At 66.8% G+C, this 21110-nt stretch carries 20 protein-coding genes; 10 read left to right on the forward strand and 10 right to left on the reverse strand.

Features of this window, described 5'->3' with window-relative positions; translation table 11 throughout:
- Positions 1–2: 2 nt before the first annotated feature.
- The 4 genes from CEX88_RS13120 to CEX88_RS13135 form a co-directional block, all read right to left on the reverse strand.
- The gene (locus tag CEX88_RS13120) at positions 3–1178 is read right to left on the reverse strand and encodes a thiolase family protein (protein WP_064425113.1); all 1176 of its coding nucleotides are present in this window, start codon (positions 1176–1178) and stop codon (positions 3–5) included.
- Positions 1179–1242: 64 nt separating this feature from the next.
- Entirely contained in the window at positions 1243–2115 is an 873-nt protein-coding gene (locus tag CEX88_RS13125; RefSeq protein ID WP_094293803.1) for an enoyl-CoA hydratase/isomerase family protein, read from the reverse strand.
- A 9-nt stretch (positions 2116–2124) separates the two neighbouring features.
- Positions 2125–2898: a FadR/GntR family transcriptional regulator gene (locus tag CEX88_RS13130; protein ID WP_094293804.1), complete on the reverse strand. Its 774-nt coding sequence runs from the start codon at positions 2896–2898 to the stop codon at positions 2125–2127.
- A complete protein-coding gene (locus tag CEX88_RS13135) occupies positions 2895–3545 on the reverse strand; it encodes a hotdog family protein (protein WP_094293805.1) in 651 nt (216 codons plus the stop codon). Before CEX88_RS13135 ends, CEX88_RS13130 begins: the two co-directional genes overlap by 4 nt.
- Positions 3546–3656: 111 nt before the next feature.
- Here CEX88_RS13135 and CEX88_RS13140 point away from each other — a divergent pair, with 111 nt between their 5' ends.
- Genes CEX88_RS13140 through CEX88_RS13165 form a run of 6 tightly spaced genes read left to right on the forward strand, consistent with a single transcriptional unit; the run spans position 3657 to position 10533 of the window.
- Entirely contained in the window at positions 3657–4463 is an 807-nt protein-coding gene (locus CEX88_RS13140) for an enoyl-CoA hydratase/isomerase family protein (protein WP_094293806.1), read from the forward strand.
- A gap of 14 nt (positions 4464–4477) precedes the next feature.
- Positions 4478–5287 carry an enoyl-CoA hydratase/isomerase family protein gene (locus CEX88_RS13145; RefSeq protein ID WP_094293807.1) on the forward strand — a complete coding sequence of 270 codons (810 nt, stop codon included), beginning with the start codon at positions 4478–4480 and terminating at the stop codon, positions 5285–5287.
- Position 5288: 1 nt separating this feature from the next.
- A complete protein-coding gene (locus CEX88_RS13150) occupies positions 5289–6080 on the forward strand; it encodes an enoyl-CoA hydratase/isomerase family protein (RefSeq protein WP_094293808.1) in 792 nt (263 codons plus the stop codon).
- Positions 6080–7546: a class I adenylate-forming enzyme family protein gene (locus CEX88_RS13155; RefSeq protein WP_094293809.1), complete on the forward strand. Its 1467-nt coding sequence runs from the start codon at positions 6080–6082 to the stop codon at positions 7544–7546. The genes CEX88_RS13150 and CEX88_RS13155 overlap by 1 nt, the downstream gene beginning before the upstream one ends.
- Positions 7539–9050 carry a class I adenylate-forming enzyme family protein gene (locus tag CEX88_RS13160; protein ID WP_094293810.1) on the forward strand — a complete coding sequence of 504 codons (1512 nt, stop codon included), beginning with the start codon at positions 7539–7541 and terminating at the stop codon, positions 9048–9050. The genes CEX88_RS13155 and CEX88_RS13160 overlap by 8 nt, the downstream gene beginning before the upstream one ends.
- Positions 9043–10533: a class I adenylate-forming enzyme family protein gene (locus tag CEX88_RS13165; RefSeq protein WP_094293811.1), complete on the forward strand. Its 1491-nt coding sequence runs from the start codon at positions 9043–9045 to the stop codon at positions 10531–10533. The genes CEX88_RS13160 and CEX88_RS13165 overlap by 8 nt, the downstream gene beginning before the upstream one ends.
- Here the strand turns inward: CEX88_RS13165 and CEX88_RS13170 are convergent.
- Genes CEX88_RS13170 through fabG form a run of 4 tightly spaced genes read right to left on the reverse strand, consistent with a single transcriptional unit; the run spans position 10526 to position 14344 of the window.
- Positions 10526–11194 (reverse strand): GntR family transcriptional regulator, encoded by a 669-nt coding sequence (locus CEX88_RS13170; protein ID WP_068198950.1) that lies wholly within the window; start codon positions 11192–11194, stop codon positions 10526–10528. The genes CEX88_RS13165 and CEX88_RS13170 overlap by 8 nt on opposite strands.
- 2 nt (positions 11195–11196) lie before the next feature.
- Complete coding sequence (locus CEX88_RS13175) at positions 11197–12390, reverse strand: acyl-CoA dehydrogenase family protein (RefSeq protein ID WP_094293812.1); 1194 nt, start codon at positions 12388–12390, stop codon at positions 11197–11199.
- Positions 12387–13607, reverse strand: coding sequence for an acetyl-CoA C-acetyltransferase (locus tag CEX88_RS13180; protein WP_094293813.1), 1221 nt, complete (start codon positions 13605–13607; stop codon positions 12387–12389). The genes CEX88_RS13175 and CEX88_RS13180 overlap by 4 nt, the downstream gene beginning before the upstream one ends.
- Positions 13604–14344, reverse strand: coding sequence for a 3-oxoacyl-ACP reductase FabG (gene fabG / locus CEX88_RS13185; protein ID WP_202931481.1), 741 nt, complete (start codon positions 14342–14344; stop codon positions 13604–13606). The genes CEX88_RS13180 and fabG overlap by 4 nt, the downstream gene beginning before the upstream one ends.
- Positions 14345–14511: 167 nt before the next feature.
- On the opposite strand from fabG, the gene CEX88_RS13190 reads away from it, so the two are divergent.
- Positions 14512–15684 carry an acyl-CoA dehydrogenase family protein gene (locus CEX88_RS13190; RefSeq protein ID WP_094293846.1) on the forward strand — a complete coding sequence of 391 codons (1173 nt, stop codon included), beginning with the start codon at positions 14512–14514 and terminating at the stop codon, positions 15682–15684.
- Entirely contained in the window at positions 15681–16499 is an 819-nt protein-coding gene (locus tag CEX88_RS13195; protein ID WP_064417611.1) for a mycofactocin-coupled SDR family oxidoreductase, read from the forward strand. The genes CEX88_RS13190 and CEX88_RS13195 overlap by 4 nt, the downstream gene beginning before the upstream one ends.
- A gap of 1 nt (position 16500) precedes the next feature.
- Here the strand turns inward: CEX88_RS13195 and CEX88_RS13200 are convergent, their stop codons facing one another.
- Positions 16501–16953 carry a MaoC family dehydratase gene (locus tag CEX88_RS13200; protein WP_064398279.1) on the reverse strand — a complete coding sequence of 151 codons (453 nt, stop codon included), beginning with the start codon at positions 16951–16953 and terminating at the stop codon, positions 16501–16503.
- 32 nt (positions 16954–16985) lie between these two features.
- Positions 16986–17912, reverse strand: coding sequence for a formyltetrahydrofolate deformylase (gene purU, locus CEX88_RS13205; RefSeq protein ID WP_202931482.1), 927 nt, complete (start codon positions 17910–17912; stop codon positions 16986–16988).
- Between the two features lie 272 nt (positions 17913–18184).
- Here purU and CEX88_RS13210 point away from each other — a divergent pair, with 272 nt between their 5' ends.
- A complete protein-coding gene (locus CEX88_RS13210; RefSeq protein WP_094293814.1) occupies positions 18185–18934 on the forward strand; it encodes a hypothetical protein in 750 nt (249 codons plus the stop codon).
- The gene (locus CEX88_RS13215; protein ID WP_094293815.1) at positions 18931–21078 is read left to right on the forward strand and encodes an Rv1355c family protein; all 2148 of its coding nucleotides are present in this window, start codon (positions 18931–18933) and stop codon (positions 21076–21078) included. The genes CEX88_RS13210 and CEX88_RS13215 overlap by 4 nt, the downstream gene beginning before the upstream one ends.
- The last annotated feature ends 32 nt before the right edge of the window (positions 21079–21110 follow it).

The following is a 21110-nucleotide window of genomic DNA, read 5'->3' on the forward strand; positions in this document are numbered from 1 at the left end:
TGCTAGACCTCGACGACGACCGCGCCGCCCTGGCCGCCGCCGGCACACATGGCCGCGACGCCGATTCCGCCGCCGCGCCGCTGCAATTCGTAGACCAGCGTGGTGACCATCCGCGCGCCCGACGCCGCGATGGGATGGCCGAGGCTGCAACCACTTCCGGAGAAGTTCACCAGCTCCTCGTCGATGCCGTACTCGCGGCACGCCGCGATCGGCACCGACGCGAAAGCCTCGTTGATCTCCCACAGCGTGACGTCGGACGGCTTGAGGCCGGCGCGGTCGAGCACCTTGCCGATCACCTTCACCGCACCGAGCCCGCAGTCGCGCGGCGGCACACCCGCTGCGGCCCAGGCCTTCACGGTGGCCAGCGTGGTCAGGTTGTTGGCGGCGGCATAGTCGCTGTCGACTAGCGCTACCGCGGCGGCCGCGTCGTTGGTGCCGCTGCTGTTGCCCGCGGTGATCGAGAAGCCCTCGATCTCGGGGTGCAGGGGCTTGAGCCCGGCCAGCTTCTCGGCCGTGGTGTCGCGGCGCGGGTGCTCGTCGACGCTGAACTCGGTGACCGAGCCATCGAACTGCTGCACCTTCAGCGGCACGATCTCGTCGACGAACTTGCCCGCGTCGATCGCGGCGATCGCGCGCTGGTGTGAGCGCGCAGCCCAGGCGTCCATCTCCTCGCGCGTGATGCCGACCGACTGCGCGGTGTTCCACCCGACGGTGATCGACATGTCGCGCGTCGGCGCGTCCGGCGTCTCGACGTGGGTGGGCGGCATCCACTTCTCTTCGAACTTCAGTTCAGGGCCCGGGATACGCCAGTTGACCAGCGGCGTCATCGACAGCGACTGCACACCGCCGGCGATCAGCGCACGTTCCATACCGGAGCCGATCTGCGCCGCGGCGTTGCCGATCGCGGTGAGGCTGCCCGCGCAGTGCCGGTTCACCGACTGGCCCGGGACATCCGGCAACCCGGCCGCGTCGGCCGCATAGCGCGCCAAATCGCCCCCGCCATAATGGGATTCGGCGAAGATCAGATCGTCGATGTCGTTGGGGTCGATACCCGAGCGACGGATCACCTCCGGCAGGACGGCGGTGATCAGCGTCTCCGGCGGAGTGTTGACCAGCGTCCCCTTGAAGGATCGGCCGATCGCGGTCCTGGCGGCACCGACGATGACGGGTGTTCCCATGTTTCTACCTCGGGTTTCGACGTTAACGACGTTACAAAACTAACAGATACTGTAGCGGACGCCGCTACTCGGGCTCCGGTACATGGAAATGCTCGTCACGCAGCCGGAACGCCTCCTTGGTGCCGTGCTGGGCGCGGGTCTTGACGAAGTTGAATTCCCCCTCTGCGAACTGCAGGTTCGTCCCGTACGCATGGAACAGGTAGCTCGCCACTTCCTCGCCCTGGTAGGCCTGGCTCTGCTCGACGAGGCGGAACGCCTCCTTGGCGATCACGACGCCGTCGGCGGGCATCTTGGCGGCCTTCTCCGCCCAGTACCGGGCCCGCTTGGTCACCTGGTCTGCCTCGCAGGTCTCGGTGAAGACGCCGAGATGTTCGACCGAGCCGGCCTCGACGATGTCGCCGGTCAGCAGCAGTCGGCGCGCCAGCACGGGGCCCAGCCGATGGAAGAACATGTGCAGGCTGCCCAGCGCGGGCCCCAGGAACCGGGTGGCAGGCATGCCGATCTTGGTGGTGCGGGCGATGACGGAGATGTCGGTCATCAGCGCCATCTCGAAGCCGCCGCCCAGGGCGTACCCGCTGATCTCCCCCACCGTGACCTTCGGAAAGCCCATGAAGTTGTGGTAGAAGCCGAACGACTTGCGATCCACCGTGAGCCGGCGCCGTTGGCTCGGGCGCCGCTTGGCTTGCGCCGAGTCCTTCTCGCCATACCAGCCGTACGCGTTGTTCATATCGGCCCCCGTGCTGAACACCCCCTCGGCGCCGCGCAGCAACACGACGGTGATGTCGTCGTCCTCGGCAACCTGGTCGAGGTAGCGACCGACGGTCTCGCGCATCGCCGCGTCGTAGGAGTTGCGCTGCGCGGGGTTGTTCAGCGTGATGGTCGCGATCCGCTTGTCGCGGTCGACGTCGAACAGCACGCGGTCATCGGCGGTGGTCATGGAGTGTCCTCACTGAACGTCGGAAATGAGCTTGGCCTCAATAGTTTTGTCCGTTCCGGCCGCGAGCGTGTTGCGCCGTGCGACCGCAAGGTGGTCGGCGGCCAGTCGCGCCGCGCGGGCCTGGTTGCCGTCGCGGATCGCGTCGAGCAGGCGTTGGTGATCGCGCAGCGCGGCCCGCATCGTCTTGTCGTTCATCGGATCGGCGCCCGTCTCATCGCCCCACACCGACGACTCGTGCGCCGACCAAATCAGCTCCAGCGAGCCGATCAACAGGATCATTGGCTCGTTGCCGCAGCGGGAGACGATCGTCTCGTGGAACCGCCGGGCATTGGGGACATACCGTGACGGGTCGTCGAATTCGTCGATCTGTCTCTGTATCTCGTCCTCGAGGTGGGGCACGACCTCGGTCATGCGGTCGGCCCTGGCCGCGCACATGCTCGCGCAGATCGGTTCGAGGTGCAGCAGTGCGCCGCTGACGTCCGCGGGAGTCGCCGACCGGGCCTGCAGCACCATGCTGATCATGTGGGCGGTGCGGTCCGCCGACGGCTGATGCACGACCGCACCCCCCATGTTGCCGCGCCGTACCGAGATCAGGCCCTCCGTCTCGAGGATGTGGATGGCCTCGCGCAATGCCGGTGGGCTGACGCCGAACTCGGCGAGCAGGCCGTCCTGCGATGGCAGCACGTCGCCCTCTTTGAGCCGCCCGGACAGGATGTCGTCTCGCAGCCGCGCAGCGATGATCTCGGCCACTCGGGGCTGACGGATCCTGTGCGCGCTGGTCATCTCGGCCGGCGCTTCCCGAATCGGAACACCGACAGCCGCTCGGGTGAGGACGCCGACGTGTTGAACTCACCGATGCACAACACCTCGTCGCCGAGCAGCAACCGGGCCGTCGGTGTCACGCGGCCGTCGGCCTCCACGCGACTCACGTCGAATTGCAGCTCCGTGAGGATCGGCGTCGGCCTGCGGAAGGTGACGGTCAACGAGCGGGTCTTGCCCGTTCGGCCCATGGCGCAGCTGTGATGCTGGGTCACGCAGTCAAAGAACACGGCGAGAAACCCACCGTTGACCAAGCCTGGTGGACCTTCGAAGACGACCGGGAACGTGACCCTGCCCGACGCGGAGTCCACGTCGAGCTCATCGACGGTGTATTCGGGAAACGCCGGGTTGTACGCGCCGACGTCGAAGGCGTGGTCGAGGTATACCCGCTGCGCCTCCGCGGCGTCGGGGCCTATGCGCGGCGTCATATCGGTCGGTGCGACGGCGGCCAATTCGCGTTCCCAATCACCGATCTGGCGCAGCATCACGTCGACGGTGGGATGGTCGTGTTCCAGCGACAGCAGCAGGCCGCTGAGCCGGCGCAGGGCACCGGCGGCCGCGACGGTCTGCGCCAGCGGTTGCTCGCCGTAGCTCGGCGTGTCCTGTGCCATCGATGGCCTCTCGTCGGCGGCGACAGCTTTCCGACCGCTGTCCTTGCTAAGTTCTACAAGATAGCAATACTGTATGTCTAACCGTATAGCTCGAGATTGGCGGATTCAACGGTGACCGATGCGGCTGACGACGGCGTGGTCGAGACCTCGCGCGACGGCGCGATCCTGCGTATCACGCTGAACCGCCCTTCGCGGCGTAACGCGTTGAGCCGCAGCATGACCGACACGCTCGTGGCGACATTGACCGCAGCCGCCACCGACGATTCCCTCCGCGCCGTGCACATCCGTGGCGAAGGGTCGGATTTCTGCGCCGGGGTCGACTGGGTGGCTTCCAACGCCGGTGACCGGCGTCCCCGCACCGGCGATATCCTCCGGCGCCAACCCCACACCGCGCACCGAGTGGTCGAACTGGTCCATACACTTCATCTACCGGTGGTGTGCACGGTGCGCGGCTGGGCCGCCGCGCTCGGTTGCAACCTGGCGCTGGCAGCCGACTTCACCGTGGCCGCCAAGGACGCCGTGTTCTGGGAGCCGTTTCTCGGCCGCGGTTTCAGCCCCGACTCGGGTTCGACCTGGCTGCTGCCCCGCCTCGTCGGGCTGGCACGCGCCAAGCGGATGCTGCTGCTGGGCGAGAGGGTCAGCGGCGCCGACGCGGCGCAGTGGGGTCTGATCCACGCTGCGGTGCCCGAAGACGAATTGTCCGCGGTGAGCGACGAACTCGTCGAGCGGTTGGCATCCGGGCCGACCGTCGCGATGGGCTTTGCCAAACAATCCATGCACTACGGTCAGCACGCGTCGCTTTCCGACACCATGGACAGGGAGCTCTACAACGTCGAGTTATCCTGCCGAACCACCGATTTCAAAGAAGGGCTGGCGGCGTTCCGCGACAAGCGCCCGCCGGAATTCCAAGGGCGCTGACGGATAGGAAGACGATGTCCCCCACTTTCGAGAACATCACCTACGAGGTCGACGGGCACAAGGCCACGATCACCTTGAACCGGCCCAATGCGCTCAACGCGCTGAGCCCGCACATGGTCTCAGAGCTTCGCAACGCCTACGACGAAGCCGAGAACGACGACGACATCTGGATCCTGATCGTGACCGGCACGGGCCGTGCGTTCTGCACCGGCGCCGATGTCGGGGAGATCCCCGAGGACGGCAGGGTCATCTACGAGCGGCCGTACCTGTCCACCTACGAGCAGTGGGAGGCGCCGCAGGAGGGCACTCCCCCGTTTCGGCGGATGGCCAAGCCGGTCCTCACTGCCGTGAACGGGTTGTGTTGTGGGGCAGGACTGGACTGGATCACCACCGGCGACATCGCGATCGCCTCCGACAAGGCCACGTTCTTTGATCCACACGTGAGCATCGGTCTGGTGGCCGGCCGCGAGATGGTCCGGCTGGCCCGGATCCTGCCGCGCAACATCGCGCTACGCATGGCGCTGATGGGCAAGCACGAGCGGATGAGCGCCGAACGGGCGTACGAGCTGGGCATGATCAGCGAGGTGGTCGAGCACGACAAACTGTTGGAGCGCGCGCACGAGATCGCCGACATCGTCAACTCGAATGCCCCGCTCGCGGTCCGGGGTACCCGGTTGGCCATCCACAAGACGCTCGACCTGCCGCTGCACGAGGCGGAGATCCTCGCCGAGACGTTCCGCGAGCGGGTGGTGCGCACCGACGACGCCGCCGAGGGCCCCAAGGCGTTCATGGAGAAGCGCACCCCCAACTGGCAGTGTCGATAACATGTCGGAGCCGTCGTTCGAGACCATCCTCGTCGATGTGGACGCCACCGACCACGTCGCGACCATCACGCTGAACCGACCGGAGTCGCTGAACGCCTTCAACCGCGCGATGTGTGAGGAGATGTCGCAGGCGTGGCAGCTCGTCAAGACCGACGACGCGGTCAACGCGGTGGTGCTTCGTGCGGCGGGCGACCGCGCGTTCAGCGCGGGCCTGGATATCAAGGAGTCCTACGGCCAGCCTCAAAACGTGTGGAACCACGAGGATCCCGGCGAGCACCTCAGCCCGAAGTGGCAGAAGATGTGGAAGCCGGTTGTCTGCGCGGTCCACGGCATGTGCACAGCGGGGGCGTTCTATTTTCTCAACGAGGCCGACGTGGTCATCTGTTCGCAGGATGCCACCTTCTTCGACTCCCACGTGAGCGCAGGCCTGGTGTGCGCACTGGAACCGATCGGGCTGATGCGACGCGTCGGCCTTGCCCAGTCGCTGCGGATCGCGTTGATGGGCAACGACGAACGCGTCAGCGCCACCACGGCTCTGCAGATGGGCTTGGTGACGGAGGTGGTTCCCGCCGGCCACCTGTGGACACGCGCACACGAGATCGCCGCCGGCATCGCCGCAAAACCGCCCTCAGCGACACAAGGCACCGTCAAGGCGATCTGGGAGTCGCTGGAGAAGCCCTATCGCGCAGCGATGGAGCAGAACTTGATCTACACCCGGCTGGGCAATCCGCTCGGTCAGGCCGAGTTGGCCCAAGCGCCAACGGCCACGCGATCCGAACCGAGGATCCGCTGATGGGTGATCACCCGCTCAGCAGACGCATCAGGGACGTGCTCGCCATCGATCCGGACGCCCCTGCCATCGAATACGAAGGGCAATGGGTCACGTGGGGTCAGTTGTACGGACTGGCCTCGCAGGTCCACGGGGTCGGGGTGATGGGGCGCCAGGTCGGAATGCTGTTGCGCAACACGCCCGCCCATGTCGCGAGCTTCCTCGGTGTCCTGCTCGGTGGAGGCACCGTGGTGGTCGTCAACCCGTCGCGCGGCGACGAGCGCATCAGGGCCGACCTCGCCGCGCGGGCGCTGCCGGTGGTGATCGGCGAACAGGACGACCTGACGCGGCTGGTGCGCACCCCGGGCACCGACACGGTGGCGATCTCGACGGTTCGCGACCCCATCCGTTTGACCGCGGCCCGCGCCCTGGTGCCCGAGGAGAACCGCATCGGCGTCGCGGTGCGGATGCTGACCAGCGGCACGACCGGGCCGCCCAAGCGGATTGACCTCACCTACGACATGTTGGCGCACAGCGTGATCGGCGAAGGCTTCGACGAAGCGCCGACGCCGAAGCAACTGCGGCGCGGGGTGGCCATCGTCAACGCCCCGCTGGTGCACATCGGTGGGGTGTTCCGGGTGCTGCAGTGCGTCTGCGAGGGGCGTTCGTTCGTCCTTCTCGACCGTTTCGAACTGACGCGCTGGGCCGACGCGGTGCGGCGTCACCGTCCGCGCGCGGTGTCCCTTGTGCCCGCGGCACTGCGCACCGTGTTGCACTCGGACCTGACCCGCGACGATCTGGCCGGTATCCAGGCGGTCACCTCCGGCACCGCACCACTGTCCGCCGAGGACGCCGACGCGTTCACCGAGAAATTCGGCATGCCGGTGTTGACGTCTTATGCCGCAACCGAGTTCGGTGGCGGGGTTGCCGGCTGGACGCTGGCCGACTACCAGCAGTACTGGCAGACCAAGCGGGGCAGTGTGGGTAGGGCCAGCCTCGGCGCACAACTGCGCGTCGTCGACGATGACGGGCGCCCCCTCGGCGTCGATCAGCCCGGTCTACTCGAGGTCAAGCCCGGCCAGGTGGGCCCCGCGGCGGACTGGATGCGCACCACCGACCTGGCCCGCATCGATTCCGACGGGTTCGTATGGATCCTGGGACGCGCGGATCAAGCCATCATCCGCGGCGGTTTCAAGGTCATGCCTGACGATGTGCGCTCAGCACTCGAGAGCCACCCCGCGGTGCACAGCGCCGCTGTCGTCGGTCGACCCGACGATCGGCTCGGCGAGACACCGGTGGCGATGGTGCAGCCGCGCGAGCCGGTCGACGCCGCGACGCTCGAGGAGTTCCTCCGAATTCACTTGGCCCACTATGAGGTTCCCACCGCGATTGCGATCGTCGAGCAGATGCCGTGCACTCCCTCGGGTAAACCCGACCTGAGCGCGGTCCGGCAACACTTCGAGACCGGAGCCACCGCCGGCCATGGCTGACCGCACCGTCGGGTCGGTGCTGCGCGCGCAGGCCGCTGCGCGGGGTGATCACCCGCTGCTGATCTGCGATGCGGACCGGGTGAGCTATACCGACGCCGAACGCCGGTCGGCCCGGCTGGCTCGCGGGCTGATCTGTCTCGGCGCGGGCAAGGGCACGCACGTGGGCGTGTTGTATCCGAACGGGTCGGCGTTCGTCGTGGCGATGCTGGCCGCGGCGCGGATCGGCGCCGTGGTGATCCCGGTTTCGACGCTGGCGACCGCACCGGAGATGCGCGAGCAACTCGCCCACTCCGATGTCGAGATTCTCCTGGCCACAGGGGCATACCGATCTCACGACTACCGACAACGGCTCGCCGACGTCGAGGGCCTTCCGCTGCTCCGTCACGTTCTCGTCGACACCGAGCCGACGGAGTTGGCCGACGCCGACCTGTTGGCCGCGCTCGAAGCCGATGTCGAACCGTGCGACGAGTTGGCGATCATCTACACCTCGGGGTCCACCAGCGCACCCAAGGGTGTCGTGCACACGCACGCCGGGCTGCTAGACCACCAGGTGGTGCTCAATGAGATCCGCGGGCTGACCGGCGAGGTCAGGCTGTTCAGCAATTCGCCGTTCTTCTGGATCGGCGGGTTCGCCTATTCGGTGTTGGCCACCCTGCTCGCCGGCGCAACGCTGTTGTGCTCCAACGCCGTCGATGCCGGCGAAACACTCGACCTGCTGGAGGCCGAGAAGCCGACGATGACCAACGGGTTCGTGGCGGGTATCGCGCACCTGGCGCGACACCCCAGCCTGCCCAGCCGCGATCTGTCATCGATCAGGCGCGGCAACCTGTACCCGATCATGGCGTCCGACGTCCGGCCCGCCGACCCCGAACTGCGCCACACGATGCTCGGCATGACCGAATCCGGAAGCGTCATCCTCGCCTGCGCCGACGAATCCGATCAGCCCGAGCATCGGCGCGGATCGTTCGGCAAGCCGGTACCCGGATTCGATGTCAAGGTCGTCTATCCCGATACCGGAGCGCCCGTGGGCACCGGCTCCGTCGGTGAGCTGTGCGCCCGTGGGCCGTTCATGATGCAGCGGTATTACAAGCGCAGCCGGGAGGAGTGCTTCGACTCCGACGGCTGGTTCCACACCGGCGACCTCGTTCGCACTGACGCCGACGGCTTCTTCTACTTCGTCGGCCGCCGCGGCTCGCTGATCAAGACCGCGGGCGCCAATGTCGCACCCGCGGAGGTGGAACGGGCGATCGCGAAGGTGACCGGCGGTGTCGTCGCGCACGTGATCGGCCTCCCCGACGCCGAACGCGGCCAGCTGGTCGCCGCGGTCATCGCGCTGGAAGACGGTGCGTCATTCGACGAGACCGGATGTCGTGAGCGACTCAAGAACGAGCTGTCTTCCTACAAGATCCCACGGCGGTTCGCCGCAGTGCCCGCTGCCCACGTCCCGGTGTTGTCGAGCGGAAAGGTCGACTTGTCGAAATTGGCAGAGGTTTTCGATGTCTGACACGATCGACGCGCTGGTGCGATGCTGCGCCGCCGAACATGGCGACAAGCCGGCGGTAATCGACCCGTCGGCCGAGATCACCTACGCCGGACTCGACGCCAACACGCGCGAGATGGCAGCCGCGTTCGTGGCCGCAGGGGTGGGCAAGGGCAGTCGGGTCGCGTTGATCATGCCGAACTGCGTCGAGTGGGTGCGGATCGCGATCGCGCTGACCCGCGTCGGCGCGGTGCTGGTGCCGTTGAGCACGCTGTTGCAGCCACCCGAACTCGCGGCCCAGCTTCGCGTGGCGGCGGTGCAGTTCGTGGTGGCCGTCGAGGAATTCCGCGGCCACCGCTACCTCGACGACATCCGCGCCCAACGCGGCAATCTCCCGGCTCTGCGCGAGGTCTGGCGCGCGGACCGGCTCCCATCGGGTGGCGCGGCGCCCGTCGACGAGATCGCGGCCGCGGTCACCCCGAGCGACACGCTGGCGATCATGTTCACCTCGGGTAGCAGCGGCCCACCCAAGGGTGTGATCCATTCCCACGGCAACGCTCTGGGCGCGGTGCGATCCGGTTTGGCGGCGCGTTGCATTTCCGCAGGCACCCGGTTGTATCTACCGATGCCGTTCTTCTGGGTGGGCGGGCTGGCGGGCGGCCTGCTGTCTGCGCTGCTGACCGGTGCGACGCTGGTGACCGAGGAGATGCCCCGCCCGGAGACGACACTGCGCCTGATCGAACGCGAGCGCGTGACGCTGTTTCGCGGCTGGCCCGATCAGGCGGCGGCGCTGGCACGCGCGAACGCCGCTGTGGGAGCTGATCTGTCACAGCTGCGGCCCGGCAGCATGGAGGCGTTGCTGCCACCCGAGCAGCGCGCGGCCCGCGGCGCCCGGGCCAATCTGTTCGGTATGACCGAGTCGTTCGGACCGTACTGTGGCTACCCCGCCGACACCGACATGCCGCGCTCGGCATGGGGCAGTTGCGGAAAACCCTTCGACGGCATAGAAGTTCGCATCGTCGACCCCGACACCGGCGAGCCGGTGCCGGCCGGGACCATCGGGATGATCCAGATCCGCGGGCCACACGTCATGCGGGGTATCTGCCGCCGCAGCCGGGAGGACGTGTTCACTCCTGACGGCTTCTACCCGACCGGCGACCTCGGGCATCTCGACGACGACGGCTTCATGTTCTACCACGGCCGCAGCGACGACATGTTCAAGGTCAGCGGCGCGACGGTGTACCCCAGCGAGGTGGAGCGCGCGTTGCGGACCATCGACGGGGTGCTGAACGCGATCGTCACCGACGTGGCAGGTGCCGTCGGTGCCGTCGTGGTGTCGGCACGACCCGTGGACGAGCTGCGCGTCGAGGCCCGGAACCGGTTGAGCGCCTTCAAGGTCCCGACGGTGTGGCTCGTGACCGGCAAGGACGACGACATCCCTCGCAAGGCGTCGGGCAAGGTCGACGTCCGGGCGCTGCGCGAAGTCCTGCGCGAGCAGGTCAGGTGACCACGCCTCGCTCTGTGAGGTGGTCGATCAACGGCTTCGCGCCTGCGGCGAGGTGTTCAGACATCTCGGCGCGGGCGAGGCGCTCGTCGTGCTGTTCCAGTGCGGCCAGCAGCCTGCGGTGGTGATCGTTCGACTTCTCCGGCCAGCCCGCGATGACCGGGAAGACCGACTCGGGGGCGTAGCGGGTGATTTGTGACATCAGCTGGGCCAGCTTGGGTGAGTCCGCTGCAACGTTGATGGCACGGTGGAATTCGTGGTTGAGCCGTACCGCCCGCTCGTCGTCGACGGCCGCGTACGCCGCTTCCAGGTCGGACTGGATCTGCTTCAGGTCGCGCAATTGATCGTCGGTGATGTTGGCCGCGGCACGCGCCGCGAGCTCACCACCGATGTACGCCTGCACATTCGACACGTCGGTGAGGTCGCGGCCCGTCACCGGCAACACGACGAAACCGCGCCGCGGCTGTTGGGCCAGTAACCCTTCGGCCTTCAACTCGAACAGCGCCTCGCGGACCGGGGTGACGCTGATGCCCAGTTCGGCGGCCAGTTGCTCCAGCCGCACGTACTCACCGGCGCCGTAGGTGCCGTCGAAGATGCGTTTGCGCACGAAACGTGCGACGTCCTCGGCGAGTTGAGGCCGGAAGGCGAATTCGGGCGCTGTCACAGTCACACCTGATAGTCGGCGAGCAACCGCTTGCTGATGATGTTCTTCTGGATCTCGCTGGTGCCCTCGCCGATCAACAGGAACGGCGCGTCGCGCATCAACCGCTCGATCTCGTATTCCTTGGAGTACCCGTAACCACCGTGGATTCGGAAACTCTGCTGGGTGACCTCCGAACAGAATTCGCTCGCGAGGTACTTCGCCATTCCGGCCGCGACGTCGTTGCGTTCCCCGGAGTCCTTCAGCCGGGCGGCGTTGACCATCATCAGATGGGCCGCCTCGACTTTGGTTGCCATTTCGGCCAATTGGAAGGCGATGGCCTGGTGCTCGGAGATCGGCTTGCCGAACGTCTGGCGCTGCTGGGCGTAGCGGACCGCCAGTTCGAACGCGCGGATGCCGACACCGCACGCCCGCGCCGAGACGTTGACCCGGCCGACCTCGATTCCGTCCATCATCTGGAAGAATCCCTGCCCCGGCGCCTCGCCGAGGATGTCGTCGGCCTTGGCCACGTAGCCGTCGAAGATCAACTCGGTGGTGTCGATGCCCTTGTAACCGAGCTTGTCGAGCTTGCCCGGAATCGTCAGGCCCGGCGCGACTTCCCCGTAACCGACCGGCTTTTCGACCAGGAACGCGGTCAGGTTGCGATGCGGTTTGTCGGCTCCCTCGTCGGTGCGGACCAACACCGCGACCAGGGTGGACGTGCCCCCGTTGGTCAACCACATCTTCTGACCGTCGATCCGGTAGGTGCCGTCGTCGTTGCGGGTGGCCCGCGTCCGGATCGCGGCGACGTCGGAACCGAGTTCGGGTTCGGACATCGAGAACGCACCGCGCGTCTCCCCCGTCGCCATCCGCGGCAGGTAGCGGTGCTTCTGCGCATCGGTGCCGTGCTGACGCAACATGTAGGCGACGATGAAGTGGGTGTTGAGCACACCGGAGATGCTCATCCAGCCGCGCGCCAACTCCTCGACGCACAGCGCGTACGTCAGCAGCGATTCGCCGAGGCCCCCGTACTCCTCGGGGATCATCAGCCCGAACAGCCCCATCTCCTTCATCGCATCGACGATGGCCTGTGGGTAAGTGTCGGTCTTCTCGAACTCCGGCGCGTTCGGGATGATCTCCTTCTCGACGAATTGACGCACGGTGGACAGGATTTCGGTCTGGACATCGGTCAGGCCCACTGTCTGCGCGAGTTTGGTCATGCGTCGACCCTCTCGAACACCGCGGCCAGCCCCTGGCCGCCGCCGATGCACATGGTCTCCAAGCCGTAGCGGGAGCCGCGCCTCATCAGTTCACGCGCCAGCGTCGCCAGCATCCGACCGCCCGTCGCGCCGACGGGATGCCCGAGCGAGATTCCCGAGCCGTGCACGTTCGTGCGTTCGGTGTCGGCCGCGCCGAAACTCCACTCCCGCATCACAGCAAGGGCCTGCGCGGCGAACGCCTCATTCAGCTCGATCAGGTCGATGTCGGCCAACGACAGTCCCGCCTTGGCCAGCGCCACCTCGGTGGCGGGCACGGGCCCGATCCCCATGACGTTGGGGGCCACGCCCGCCGAACCCCACGACACCAGCCGCACCAGCGGCGTCAGTCCCAGCTCTTCGGCCTTGTCGCGCGTGGTCACCACGCACATCGATGCGGCGTCGTTCTGGCCGCTCGCGTTGCCTGCGGTGACCGTCGCGTCCGGATCCTGCTTGCCGAGAACGGGTCTCAGCTTCGCCAGTGATTCGAGCGAGGTGTCGGGTCTCGGGTGCTCGTCGGTGTCGATCACCTCTTCGCCTTGCCGGGTGCGCACCGTGACGGGGATGATCTCCTCGGCCAGGATGCCGTCTTTCTGGGCGGCCACCGCGCGACGATGAGACGTCACGGCCAGCTCGTCCTGCTCTTCCCGCGAGATGTCGTACTGCCTGCGCAGGTTCTCGGCGGTCTCGAGCATCCCGCCGGGCACCGGATAGTGCTTGCCACCGGCGGTGGTGCGGCCGCGGGCCAACGAGTCGTGCAGCATGACCCCGCCGGGCGCAGGGCCCCACCGGACGTCGGTCGAGTAGAACGTCACGTTGCTCATGCTCTCCGCGCCACCCGCGATCACGACGTCGTTGTCGCCGTTGGCAACCTGCAGACACGCCTGGATGACGGCTTGCAGACCCGAACCGCACCGCCGGTCGACCTGCATACCGGGCACGGTCACCGGCAGCCCGGAGTCCAGCGCCACGACGCGGCCGATGGCGGGCGCCTCGCTGCTCGGATAGCAGTGACCAAGGATCACGTCCTCGACTGCTCCCGGCTCGATCCCGGTGCGCTCCAGCAGACCCTTGAGTGCGGTGACGCCGAGATCGACGGCCGTGAGGGACTTGAACATTCCGCCGTAACGGCCGATCGGCGTTCGCACCGGTTCGCAGATGACGGCCTCGCGGGTGCTCATAGGTGTCGTCCTCCGGTGATCTCGAGAACGGTCCCGGTCATGTACGACGACAGATCACTGGCCAGGAACAGGGCGACCTTGGCCACCTCCTCCGGCTCACCGGCGCGGCCCATCGGCACCTCGGCCAACTTCTGGTCCCACGCCTTCTGCGGCATGGCCTCCGTCATCGCCGAGCGGATCAGTCCCGGCTGAATCGCGTTGACCCGCACCCCGAGATGGGCGAGTTCCTTGGCCGCCGCCTTGGTCATACCGACGATGCCTGCCTTGGCCGCCGAGTAGTTGGTCTGGCCGATCATGCCGACCTTGCCCGAGATCGATGACATGTTGACGATCGAGCCGCGCTTGTTCTCGCGCATGATCGGCGCCGCCGCCTTCAGCCCGTTCCATGTGCCTTTCAAGTGCACGGCGATGACCTGATCGAACTGCTCCTCGGTCATCTTGCGAAGCGTCGCGTCACGGGTGATCCCGGCGTTGTTGACCATGATGTCCAGCCCACCGAACCGCTCGAGGGCGGCGCCGACCAACGCCTCGACGTCGGCGCCCTTGGTGACGTCACAGCGCACCGCCAGCGCGAGGTCCTCGCCGCCGAGTTTCCCGGCCGCGGCTTCGGTCGCGGCGAGATCCACGTCGCCAAGCACCACCCGCGCGCCTTCGGCGATAAACCGTTCGGCGATCGCGTATCCCAGGCCCTGCGCGCCTCCGGTCACGACCGCCGTCTGTCCGGTCAACAGCGACACCTGATCACCCCTTCCACTGGTCAAGGCCCACCCGGGGCCGCGTCAATCGAACATCATATTTCATATATGATCGCCCCCATTCGATGGGCCGACCGGTCACACCGCGCGCGTGCTCGCCGCGACTCGCAGCGACGCTCGCGCGAGCAGATGAGGACAAGGAGCACAGGATGGCGACATCCGAAGTCAGCGACGAGGACTTCCAGGAGATCCTGGCGCAGACCCGTCACTTCGTCCGCACCGCGGTGATCCCCCGTGAGCAGGAGATCCTGGCCGGGGACCGGGTCCCCGACGACCTTCGCGAGCAGGCCAAGAAGATGGGGCTCTTCGGCTATGCGATCCCCCAGGAGTGGGGCGGGCTGGGGCTGGACCTCTCGCAGGACGTCGAGCTGGCGATGGAGCTGGGTTACACCTCGCTGGCTCTGCGCTCGATGTTCGGGACGAACAACGGCATCGCGGGACAGGTCCTTGTCGGATTCGGCACCGACGAGCAGAAGGCCCGCTGGCTCGAGCCGATGGCCACCGGCGACGTCGTCGCATCGTTCGCACTCACCGAGCCCGGCGCGGGCTCCAATCCGTCGGGACTTCGCACCAAAGCCGTTCGGCAAGATAGCGATTGGGTGATCACGGGTCAGAAGCGGTTCATCACCAACGCCCCGACCGCCGACCTTTTCGTCGTGTTCGCCCGCAGCCGCCCCGCCGATGCGGACGGCGCGGGCATCGCTGTGTTCCTGGTGCCCGCCGACGCCGCCGGTGTCCAGGTCGGCGCCAAGGACGCGAAGATGGGCCAGGAGGGCGCGTGGACGGCGGACGTCAGCTTCGACGACGTGCGTGTGCCCGCCGAAGCACTCGTCGGCGGCAGCGAGGACATCGGTTATCGCGCCGCGATGATCTCGTTGGCTCGCGGACGCGTACACATCGCCGCTTTGGCGGTCGGGGCCGCGCAACGCGCGCTCGACGAGTCGGTCGCCTACGCCGCCACTGCGACCCAGGGAGATACGCCGATCGGCAACTTCCAATTGGTGCAGGCGATGCTCGCCGATCAGCAGACCGGCGTGATGGCCGGCCGCGCACTGGTCCGCGAGGCCGCGCGCCAATGGGTCACCGGCGAGGACCGCAGGGTGGCACCGTCGGCTGCCAAGCTGTTCTGCACCGAGATGGCCGGTGATGTCGCCGATATCGCGGTCCAGATCCACGGCGGCAGCGGCTACATGCGCGAGGTTCCCGTCGAACGCATCTATCGCGATGTCCGCCTGCTGCGACTTTACGAGGGCACCAGCGAGATACAGCGTCTCATCATCGGGTCCAACCTCGTCAAGGCCGCACAGAAGGAGCGCTCGTGAACAGGCTCACCGACAAGGTCGCGTTCATCACCGGCGCCGCGCGGGGTCAGGGTCGCGCTCACGCCGTCCGGATGGCCACCGAGGGCGCCGACATCATCGCCGTCGACATCGCCGGAAAGCTTCCGGACTGTGTGCCTTACGACCATGCGACACCTGAGGAACTCGCCGAGACGGCCCGGCTGGTCGAGGCCACCGGTCGCCGCATCCTCACCGCGCAGGCCGACACCCGTGACGCCGAGACCCTCAATGAGGTTGTCGCCGAAGGGGTTGCCGCATTCGGCCGGCTCGACGTGATCGTTGCCAACGCGGGTATCTCGCCACCGCAGCTGTGGGACGAGATCACGCCGGAGGACTTCCGCGACGTGATGGACATCAACGTGGCAGGAACCTTCAACGCCGTTCGGGCCGGCGCGCAGCACATCATCGATGGCGGCCGGGGCGGGTCCATCATCCTGATCAGCTCGGCTGCCGGAATCAAGTTGCAGCCGTTCATGGTTCACTACACCGCGAGCAAGCACGCCGTCACCGGCATGGCCCGCGCCCTGGCCGCCGAACTCGGAAAGCACTCGATCCGCGTCAACAGCGTGCACCCCGGCCCGGTCAACACCCCGATGGGTTCGGGCGACATGATCACCGCGATCGCCAAGGTGATGGAGACCAACCCGTCGCTGCAGCACATGATGACGCCGTTTCTGCCGACGTGGGTCCTGCAACCCGAAGACGTCGCCGAGGTGGTGTGCTGGTTGGCCGGCGACGAGTCGAAACACATGACGGCGACGGCCATTCCGGTGGATCAGGGCTCCACTCAGTACTGAATCAGCGGATGAAGCGCACGATCGACTCCGCAACGGCGGCAGGCTTTTCCGAGCCTTCGATCTCGATCGTCGTGGTCATCGTCGACTGCACGGCGCCGTCGAGCTGGTCGATCTTCGTCAGTTCGCCCGTGGCGCGGATCTTGGCGCCGACCTTGACCGGTGTGATGAAGCGAACCTTGTTGTAGCCGTAGTTGATGGCCATCGCGATGTTGCCGACCGTGTACAGCTGATGCGAGAAGTACGGGAGCAGCGACAGCGTCAGCAGGCCGTGGGCGATCGTCGCCCCGAACGGCCCGTTGGCCGCCTTCTCGGGGTCGACGTGGATCCACTGGTGGTCCTCGGTCGCGTCGGCGAACAGGTTGACGCGGTCCTGGGTGACTTCGAGCCATTCGGTGGGGCCGAGCTGGCTGCCCTCGGCCGCGATGAACTCGTCGAGGTCGCTGAACTTCTTCACTACTTCTCCTTCGTACCGGCGATGGGATTCGGCTAGAAGACGACGGTCTGGTTGCCGAATCGGATGATGCGGTCCTCACAGTGCCACAGCACCGCTCGGGACAAAACAACGCGTTCGACGTCCGATCCGAGGCGGACCAGATCCTCCACGCCGTGCCTATGGTCGACCCGCACCACGTCCTGCTCGATGATCGGGCCCTCGTCGAGGTCCTCGGTCACGTAGTGCGCGGTGGCGCCGACGAGCTTGACCCCTCGCTCCTTGGCCCGCCGATACGGCGCGGCGCCGATGAACGCCGGCAGGAACGAGTGGTGGATGTTGATGAGCGGGCACCCGACGTCGGCGATGAATCGCGGCGTGAGGATCTGCATATAGCGCGCCAGGACCACCAGGTCGACGTTGCCGCGCAGCAACTCGAGCTGGCGACGTTCGGCATCCTCGCGGATTTCCCTACTGGCCGGTACGTGGATGAACGGAACCGAGAAGGGCCGGACCTGATCCGCGAGGTCGGGATGGTTCGAGATCACCATGGCCACAGACATGTCGAGTTCGCCGCGCCGGTTGCGCCACAGCAGATCGAGCAGGCAGTGGTCTTCTTTGGAGGCCATGATCGCCACCCGTTTGGGTTTCGCGGCTTCGGTGAGCCGAAAGTCCATACCGAATGGTACGGCGACCTGTTCGGCGAATTCGCGTTCGAGCTCATCGCGTGCGGCGGTCAGGCCGGGAAGGTGAAAAATGGTGCGCTGCATGAATGTGCCGCCCGACTGTTCGGTCGCGTGCTGATCCAGCGACACGATGTTCGCGCCGGCGGCGGCGAGAAATGCGCTGACGGCCGCCACCAATCCTGGCCGGTCCACACAGCGAAGCAGTAACCTGCCCACATCCTTAACGGGCAGGTTCCCTGAACCCGGACTCGGATATCCCCCGGTCACCTGTCCCAGCGTGGCACTGGGCCGCCACATGCGCAGGTGAACCACCACATCACGGGTTTGCGATCGGAATCCGCGGGCGGGTCCCATCCATTCCGCGGGCGGGTCTCCATTAATTAGCTGTATGCGATCCACCGCACGATGCCGGACATCTTTTTCGCGCCGACAACACGCTTTTTCACAACAAGATCAGTGCGCTTGCTGGTAATAAAACAGCACTCGGCGAGATACTCATATGGATGTGGGAAATCCACACGTAATCAGCAGCGACCTGTCCATGGGAACTGCCCGATGATCGGACCATTATGACCATTGCACAAATCCAGTCCGCCACCGATGTCGCCGCCAGTTTGCGACAGACTCCCAGTTTCTGGGATTCGGAGACCGACTGCACGATCACCTTTGCGCACCCCGCGGTCGAGCCCGAGCTCTGGCGGGATTTCGTGCACGGGGCGACGCGCAGTTACACCAAGCATGGTGTGGCGAAGGCACTCGACATGGATGCGTTGCACACCGGCTCGGACACCATCCTGTTCGCCGCCTGCGTCGACCGATCGGGAAAAGTGGTCGGCGGCCTTCGCGCGAAAGGGCCCTACCAGTCGGCCGACGAGGCCCATGCACTGCTGGAGTGGAACGGCCAGCCGGGCTTCGACGCGGTGCGGAAGATGATCAGCGACCGGCTACCATTCGGCGTCGTGGAGATGAAAACCGCATGGGTGACTGATGATCCCGATCGCAATCGTCAGCTCACCTATGCCATCTCCCGAACACCGCTGCACGCGATGGGGCTTCTCGACATTCAGTTCATCGTCGCGACGGCGGCCTCCTATGTGCTCAAGCGATGGCTCTCGTCCGGCGGCATTCTCGCAACGAAGATTCCTCCGACGCCGTATCCCGACGAGCGTTATGAAACCCGACTGGCCTGGTGGGATCGTGCGACGTTCGCCAAACATGCCGACCCTAAACAGCTTTCGTTGTATTTTGCCGAACAGCAGATGCTGGCGCCTGTCCACAAGGCGGTCGGGTTATCGGCCGCCACCGGGACCGAGCGGTGATCGGCGGGGACGGCGATCCGAGTTGGTGCACTGCAGTAGTTCTGCGCGCCGACGATCCCGTCCTCGCCCAACTGCAGTCGGATTCGAGCATCGAAATCACCGACGGCGCAGCACACCAACAGCAGGTGCTGCGCGAAATGCGGCGACCACCGCCGGAAGACGTTCTCGCTGAACCGATTCGATGGGTCTATTATCCGTGGCGCCGGGCCGCGGCCAGCATCCTCGGCCCACGAGGTTTTCGCCGTGTCCGTCTGGATCGCAACCGCAACCTGATCACGGCCGCCGAACAGAAGAAGCTCGGCGGCCTCACCGTCGGCGTCGTCGGTTTGAGTGTCGGTCATACGATCGCTTACGCGCTCGCGGCTCAGGGGCTGTGCGGCGCCTTGCGGTTGAGCGACTTCGACGACATGGATCTGACGAACCTGAACCGGGTGCCCGCCTCGGTGCTCGACATCGGTGTGAACAAGGCGGTCGTGTGCGCCAGAAGGATCGCCGAACTCGATCCGTATCTGCCGGTGCGCGTCGACGTCGCCGGCGTCAACGAGCGAACCGTGCACGAGTTCCTCGACGGCGTGGACCTCGTCATCGAGGAATGCGACTCCCTGGACGCCAAGCTGCTGGTCCGCGAGGCCGCACGCGAGCGCGGGATCCCGGTGCTGATGACGACCAGCGATCGCGCGCTGCTCGACGTCGAGCGGTTCGATGTCGATCCGGCACGCCCGATCCTGCACGGCCTCGTCGGAGACATGGACGCGGCCGGCCTGGCGAATCTCAGCAGCACCGACAAGCTGCCCTACTCGCTTCGACTGGCCGAGGCCAGCCAGGTTTCGGCCCGGATGGCGGCCTCGCTGATCGAGGTGGGACAGACCCTCTCGACGTGGCCGCAGTTGACCTCCGAGGTGGCGCTGAACACGAGCCTGGTCGCCGAAGCGGTCCGGCGGATCGGCCTTGGCGAGCACCTCCCGTCCGGACGGGCGCGGATGGACATCGCCGAAGTCTTTGACCGCCTCGACGCCCCGGTCGTGCCCGTCGGCGACCACCCGGTCGACCACCCGGTCGACGACCCTGCCGAGGACCGGCCGCACCGGGCGACGGACGCGATCGCTGCCGCCGCGCAGCGCGCGCCCTCGGGCGGCAATGCGCAGCCATGGCGGATCGAGGTCACCGCCGGATCGGTGACCGTCGCGTTGGACCCGCGGTTCACCACGACGATGGACGTCGGTCTGCGTGCCAGCGCCCTCGCGATCGGCGCCGCGACCTTCAACGCCCGCGTCGCGGCCGCCGCCCACCAGATGACCGCACAGGTGCACTACGGCGCCGGTGACGAGGCTTCACCGTTGGTCGCGACGGTGCATCTCGCGCCGGGCGACGACCCCGAACTCGCATCGCTCTACGAGCCGATGCTGGCCCGGGAGACCAATCGGCGTCTCGGCAACGCCGCGCCGATCCCTGCCGACACGATCGCGACCCTGATCGCCGCCGCGGAGGCCGAAGGCGCCCGGTTGAGGGTCCTGACCGACCGGCCCGACCTCGAATCGGCCGCAGCGATTCTGGCCGCCGCCGATCGCATCCGATATCTGACTCCGCGCCTGCACGCTGAGATGTTCGCCGAACTGCGGTGGCCCGACTCGGCCTCGCTGGAGTCCGGCATCGACGTACGCACGCTCGAGCTCGCTCCCGCGGACCTGGTGATGCTCGACGTCCTGCGCCGGCCGGAGGTGATGGGCCACGTGAGGGCGTGGGACGGCGGGCGGGTCCTCGGCGAAGACACCGCGCGCCGCGTGCTGGACTGCGCCGGTCTGGCGGTCATCTCGGTGGGCGGGCACCGTCTGGCCGACTACGCACACGCCGGGGCGGCCGTCGAGTCGGTGTGGATCCGGGCCCAGCAGCACGGGCTTGCCGTACAACCGCTTTCACCACCGTTTCTGTATGTGCTCGACGAGCAGGACCGCCGCCGGGTGTCGCCCGCTTTCGCCGACGACCTCGCCAGGCTGCAATATGATTTTCGGCAACTCGTGGGAACCGGTACGGCTGAGTCACAGGCGTTGATCCTCAGGTTCACCTACGCAGCCCGCCCGTCGGTCAGAAGCCGGCGCCGCAGTCACTACCGTCGCGACAACGCCGACGGCGTTAGGGAGGGTTAGTGCCCAGCAGTCTCGAGAACCTCGTCACGTCG

Source organism: Mycobacterium neumannii (assembly GCF_002245615.1).
Classification (GTDB): Bacteria; Actinomycetota; Actinomycetes; order Mycobacteriales; family Mycobacteriaceae; genus Mycobacterium; species Mycobacterium neumannii_A.